The following is a 5,319-nucleotide window of genomic DNA, read 5'->3' as shown; positions in this document are numbered from 1 at the left end:
TGGCGCGCGCGTCGGACAGCAACCCGGCGATCACCGAGCGCTTCGAACTTTTCATCACCGGGCGCGAGTACGCCAACGGCTTCTCCGAGCTGAACGACGCCGAAGACCAGGCGGCGCGCTTCCAGGCCCAGGTGGCCAACAAGGAAGCCGGCGACGACGAGGCGATGTACTACGACGCCGACTTCATCCGCGCGCTCGAGTACGGCATGCCGCCCACCGGCGGCTGCGGCATCGGCATCGACCGCCTGATCATGCTGCTGACCGACAGCCCGAGCATCCGCGACGTGATCCTGTTCCCGTCGCTGCGCAAGGAAGGCTGAGATGGACGATCGCCTCGACTCGCTGGCCGCGATCGAGGCGGCGGTCTGGCACCAGCTGGCCGGATGTGTGGCCGAGAAGACCCACCCCTGGCGCACGCCGGTGCTGGCCACCGTCAACGGCGACGCGGCCGATGCGCGCACGGTGGTGCTGCGCGAGGTCGACCCCCGCACCCGGCAGCTGCTCATCTACACCGACGAGCGCGCCGGCAAGGTGCACCAGCTGCTCAACCACCCGCGGGGCACGCTGGTGATGTGGTCGCCGGCGCTGGGCTGGCAGCTGCGCTGCCGCGTGCGGCTGTCGCTGGAGATGTCGGGGCTGGCGGCCTCGTCGCGCTGGGCGCGCATCCGCCTGTCGCCGGCGGCGCAGGACTATCTCTCGCCGCTACCGCCCGGCGCGCCGCTGCACGGCCCGGCGCCGGCGCATCCACCGGTCACGCGGGCGTACTTCGCGGTGATCGACGCCACGGTCGAGTCAGTGGACTGGCTGGAGTTGCACGCCGATGGGCATCGGCGTGCGATCTTCGACGGCCAGGGCGCCCGCTGGGTACAACCCTGATCAGCGCTGCTTGAACGCCGGCTTGCGCTTCTCGACGAAGGCGGCCATGCCTTCCTTCTGGTCGTCGGTGGCGAACAGCGAGTGGAACATGCGCCGCTCGAACATCATGCCGTCGGCCAGCGGCCCCTCGTAGGCGCGGTTCACGCATTCCTTGGCCATCATCACGCTCGGGCCGCTGAACTCGCAGATCGTCTGAGCGGCGGCCAGCGTGGTGTCGATCAGCTCGGCGGCCGGCACCACACGCGAGACCAGGCCGGCGCGCTCGGCCTCGGCGGCGTCCATCATGCGGCTGGTCAGCACCAGGTCCATCGCCTTGGCCTTGGAGATCGCCCGCGGCAGGCGCTGCGTGCCGCCGGCGCCGGGGATGATGCCCAGCTTGATCTCGGGCTGGCCGAATTTCGCCGTGTCGGCGGCGACGATGAAGTCGCACATCATCGCCAGCTCGCAGCCACCGCCGAGCGCGAAGCCGGCCACCGCGGCGATCACCGGCTTGCGCACCGTGCGGATGGTCTCCCAGTTGCGCGTGATGTAGTCGCTCTTGTAGACGTCCATGTACGACCAGGTGGCCATCGCGCCGATGTCGGCGCCGGCGGCGAAGGCCTTCTCGCTGCCGGTGATGACCATGCAGCCGATCGCTTCGTCGGCGTCGAAGGCCTTCAGCGCGGCGCCGAGTTCGTTCATCAGCGTGTCGTTCAGCGCGTTGAGCTGCTTGGGGCGGTTCAGCGTGATGAAGCCGATGCGGCGCTCGCCGCTGCCGCGGGTCTCGACGAGGATGGTTTCGTAGCTCATGGGGGTGGGTCTCCTTCGGTGGAATGACTATACGGCCGGCCCGGGCGCGCTCACGGCGCCGCCAGCTCGGGTTTGCGCGAGAGCACCAGGTCGATGAAGGTCTCCGGATCCTGCTCGATGCGGATGCGCGCCGGCAGGTTGCGCAGGCTCGGTGCGAACCAGACCTCGGCCACCAGATCGCCGCCCGGCCGTGACACGCGCCGCGGCTTGAGGTGGAAGGCGTTGACCGCGCCAAAGTGCGTGGCCACCGGCTCCTCTTCGAGCACGTCGTAGATCCAGCGGTCCACGTTGCGCGGCAGCGCCAGCGCGAAGTCCACCGTGTTGCCGGTGCGCAGAAGATCGGGCCGCGTGCTGAACAGCCAGCTCAGTTGCACGAACTGGCTGGCGGTGTCCTGCACGCCGTCCCAGCGCGGCTGGCGGGCTCCGTTGGGCATCACGATGGCATCGTCCTCGAAGCGCATCGTCAGGCGGCGCCGGTCGCGGAAGGCGATCTTGGTGTCCTCGTCGTAGCGGCGCGGCACCAGGCCCTGCGCGGTGAGCTCGCCGTCGCTGCTCATGCGGCGCGTCATCAGCGGCGCGATGGGCAGGCCGACGGTCACGTCCAGGTGAACCTGGTAGCGCAGGCCCTCGCGCACCCACTCCACCTGCGCGTCGCCGTGCACCTCGCCGCGCACGCTGCCGGTGAGCTTGTAGCTCAGGCGCGTGGAGGCCGGCCACTCGAACGGTGGCGGCGCGGAGGCCGCGCTGGCCGGTGCCTCGACGAACAGCGCTGCCTCGGGGATGGAAGCCGGCGGCTCGGGCGTGGCCACGGTCGGGGCAGGTACGGGCGCGGGCAACTCCGGCGGCGGCACGGGCTCCGGCATCGGTTCGGGCGAAGGCGCCGAGGCCGGCGCAGCCGGGGTGCGCGCACGCCGTGGCGGCTTCGGAGGTTTCGGCGGCTCCGCTGGCGCTGCGACGGGCGGCGGCGCGGCCGGCTCCAGTTCGCGCACGTAGGTCACTTCGATGCGCGGCGGCATCGTCGCCACGGATCGAAGCTCGCCGATGTGGTCGCGCAGCGTGTCGGCCAGCCAACCGTGCACGGCGAGCACGAGCGCCACCAGCGCGGCGAAGGCAAGACGTCGTCGCGGTGGAATGCTGCGGCTCAGCGGCCCAGCCATGCCTCGCGCAGCGCCAGCGCCGCCTTGCCGGGCTTGGCGTCGGCCGCCAGGTTCACCGGCGCACCGATGCCGGCATCGGCCGGCAGCACCAGCTTCAAAGCCAGCACACGCTGATCGCGCACGACCAGGCACTCGGCGGCGCGGCCCGGCACCAGCAGGCGCAGCGCTTCGTCGAGCCGGCGCACGCGCCAGCCGGCCACCGCCAGGATCTCGTCGCCGGCGGCGACGCCCGCCACCTCGGCCGCGCCGCCGCGCAGCACGTGGGTGGCCTTCACGCCTGTGAGCGCACTCTCGCTCACGCGCAGGCCGAGCCGCTGGGCGACGCTCGCCGACTGCGACTGCCATTCCATGCCGGCGCTGTACAGCAAGCCCTTGAGCGGCAGTTCCTCGCGGCCGTGCACCCAGGCGGCCAGTTCCTTGGCGTAGGAACGCCCACCGCACTGCTGCAAGGCCTGCGCGATGTCGGCCTCGGAGATCGGCCCGCCGCCGCTGGTGGTCCACAGCGTGCGCATCACCTCGTCCAGCGAGCTGCCGTCGCGGCGCAGCGAGAGGTCGAGCGCCAGCGCCACCAGCGAGCCCTTGGCGTAGTAGCTGATCGTGGCGTTGGGCGTGTTCTCGTCGCTGCGGTAGTACTTCACCCAGGCGTCGAAGCTCGCCTGCGCCACGCTCTGCACCTCGCGGCCGGGCGTGGCGGACACGCCGGTGAGCGTGCGCGACAGCAGCCTCAGGTAGCGCGCGGTGTCGATCAGGCCGCAGCGGCGCAGGAACAGGTCGTCGTAGTAGGAGGTGAAGCCCTCGAAGAACCACAGCAGCCCGGTGTAGTTCTCCTGCGTGTAGTCGTAGCGGGCGAACTCCGCCGGGCGCAGCCGCTTGACGTTCCAGGTGTGGAAGTATTCGTGGCTGATCAGGCCGAGCAGGTCGGCATTGCCGTCGGTCGTCTCGGCGCGGCCGGCCTGCGGCAGGTTGCGCCGCGCGCTCAGCAGCGCCGTGCTCGCGCGATGTTCCAGGCCGCCGTGGCCGTCTTCGCTGGTGTTGAGCAGGAAGACGTAGCGCTCGAACGGCACCTTGGGTTTGCGCGCCCCGTGCCAGAAGGCGATCTGCGCTTCGCAGATTCGGCGGGTGTCGGCCAGCAGCCGCTCGCCGTCGAAATCGGGCAGCGCGCCGGCGACGACGAACTCGTGCGGCACGCCGTGCGCCTCGAAGCGGCCGCGCCAGAAGGTGCCGAGCTCGAAGGGGTGGTCGACCAGTTCATCGTAGTCGGCCGCCTCGTAGGCGCCGCGCCCGGCGGTGTCGACCTTGACGGCGCGCATCGCCGTGGCCACCTGCCAGCCGCGTGGCAGCGTGCCGATCTGCAGGCGATGCGGCTCGGCCTCGCGGCCCTCCACGCGCAGGCACAGCCCGGTGCCGTTGAAGAAGCCACGGCTGGCGTCGAGGAAGGCGCAGCGAACCGAGGTGTCGAAGGCATAGACGAGCGCGCTCACGCTCAGCTCGCCGCGGCCACCGCACTCGGCCACCCAGCTGGCCTTGTCGAGCTGGCGCAGCGGCACGGCGCGGCCGCCCTGCTCGGCGCGCAGGTCGGAGAGATGGCGCGCGAATTCGCGCACCAGGTAGCTCCCCGGGATCCACACGGGCAGGCTCAGGCGCTGCTCGCGGGCCGGGCGCGGCACGCGCAGCGTGACGCGGAACAGGTGGGCGTGGACGTCCTCGACGTCGATGCGGTAGTGGATGGTCATGGCGCGCTCAGCTCCCGGCCGCGCCGATGAAGCAACTCAACGACGCCACGGCCGTGAGCCGGAAGCGCAGTGTCAGCCAGGCAGCGGCGCCCTGCGCCGGGTAGACGCGACGGTCGACCAGGTAGCACACGACCAGCATCGCGCCGTGCACCACCAGCCCGGCATAGGCCGGCATCAGCACCGCCACCCAGGCCACCAGCGAGGGCAACACGCCCCACAGCGGCAGCGAGGCGGCCGGGCCGCTCTGGCGCATCGCGAAGCCCCAGTGGATGCCGCCAAGAAACGAGACGATCACCGCCGCATAGGCCGACAGCGCGGCCGTCACGTAAGGGTGCGCATCGGGCCGCACCAGCCAGGTCAGGAGGGCGCCGGCCACGAAGGGCAGCAGGCCGGCGTGACCCAGCCGCAGCGCGGCGGGGGTGGGCACGGGGGTGGGGGCGAGAGAGGCGGCAGTCACGCAGGGCTCCGGAGAGAACGACTGCCCGCGATTGTCGCCGCGCGGGGGCGAGGCCGCCGCCCGGGCCGGCGGCAACCCTCGCGCCCGGCCCTGGCGGCATCGCGGGAAATCCTGAGTTTTCAAGAATTCCTGAAAATTCCTGTAGGCTCTTGATCGTCATCAAGACCATCCTCGGCCCCATGAACACCCTCTCCCCCCTCGTGCGCAGCTTCGTCGCCCACTTCGGCGAGAGGGGCAGCCGCTGGGGCATCAACCGCACGGTCGGCCAGATCTACGCGCTGATCTTCGTCTCGCCCGCACCGCTGAA

6 protein-coding genes and 1 pseudogene are annotated in these 5,319 nt (G+C 71.2%); 3 read left to right on the top strand and 4 right to left on the bottom strand.

Going from position 1 to position 5,319, the window contains the following annotated elements; genetic code table 11:
• Both AB7U92_RS21200 and AB7U92_RS21195 read left to right on the top strand, forming a co-directional pair.
• The coding region (locus tag AB7U92_RS21200) for an amino acid--tRNA ligase-related protein (RefSeq protein WP_428581699.1) at positions 1 to 320 on the top strand (320 nt) is incomplete at its 5' end.
• A 1-nt stretch (position 321) separates the two neighbouring features.
• Entirely contained in the window at positions 322 to 876 is a 555-nt protein-coding gene (locus tag AB7U92_RS21195; protein WP_428581696.1) for a pyridoxamine 5'-phosphate oxidase family protein, read from the top strand.
• On the opposite strand, the gene AB7U92_RS21190 is transcribed toward AB7U92_RS21195, so the two are convergent.
• The 4 genes from AB7U92_RS21190 to AB7U92_RS21175 are packed head-to-tail and all read right to left on the bottom strand — an operon-like array spanning position 877 to position 4,982.
• Positions 877 to 1,665: an enoyl-CoA hydratase gene (locus AB7U92_RS21190; protein ID WP_428581693.1), complete on the bottom strand. Its 789-nt coding sequence runs from the start codon at positions 1,663 to 1,665 to the stop codon at positions 877 to 879.
• Positions 1,666 to 1,715: 50 nt separating this feature from the next.
• Complete coding sequence (locus AB7U92_RS21185; protein WP_428581690.1) at positions 1,716 to 2,822, bottom strand: DUF3108 domain-containing protein; 1,107 nt, start codon at positions 2,820 to 2,822, stop codon at positions 1,716 to 1,718.
• Entirely contained in the window at positions 2,807 to 4,555 is a 1,749-nt protein-coding gene (locus tag AB7U92_RS21180; protein ID WP_428581687.1) for a M61 family metallopeptidase, read from the bottom strand. The genes AB7U92_RS21185 and AB7U92_RS21180 overlap by 16 nt, the downstream gene beginning before the upstream one ends.
• Positions 4,556 to 4,562: 7 nt before the next feature.
• Positions 4,563 to 4,982 carry a DUF3429 domain-containing protein gene (locus AB7U92_RS21175; RefSeq protein WP_428581684.1) on the bottom strand — a complete coding sequence of 140 codons (420 nt, stop codon included), beginning with the start codon at positions 4,980 to 4,982 and terminating at the stop codon, positions 4,563 to 4,565.
• A 209-nt stretch (positions 4,983 to 5,191) separates the two neighbouring features.
• On the opposite strand from AB7U92_RS21175, the pseudogene AB7U92_RS21170 reads away from it, so the two are divergent.
• A pseudogene (locus AB7U92_RS21170) lies at positions 5,192 to 5,319 on the top strand (ArsR family transcriptional regulator); the annotation flags it as partial.

The sequence above is a fragment of the Piscinibacter sp. genome, from assembly GCF_050175855.1.
GTDB lineage: Bacteria > Pseudomonadota > Gammaproteobacteria > Burkholderiales > Burkholderiaceae_C > Piscinibacter.
This window is presented reverse-complemented; position numbering and strand designations above follow the sequence as displayed.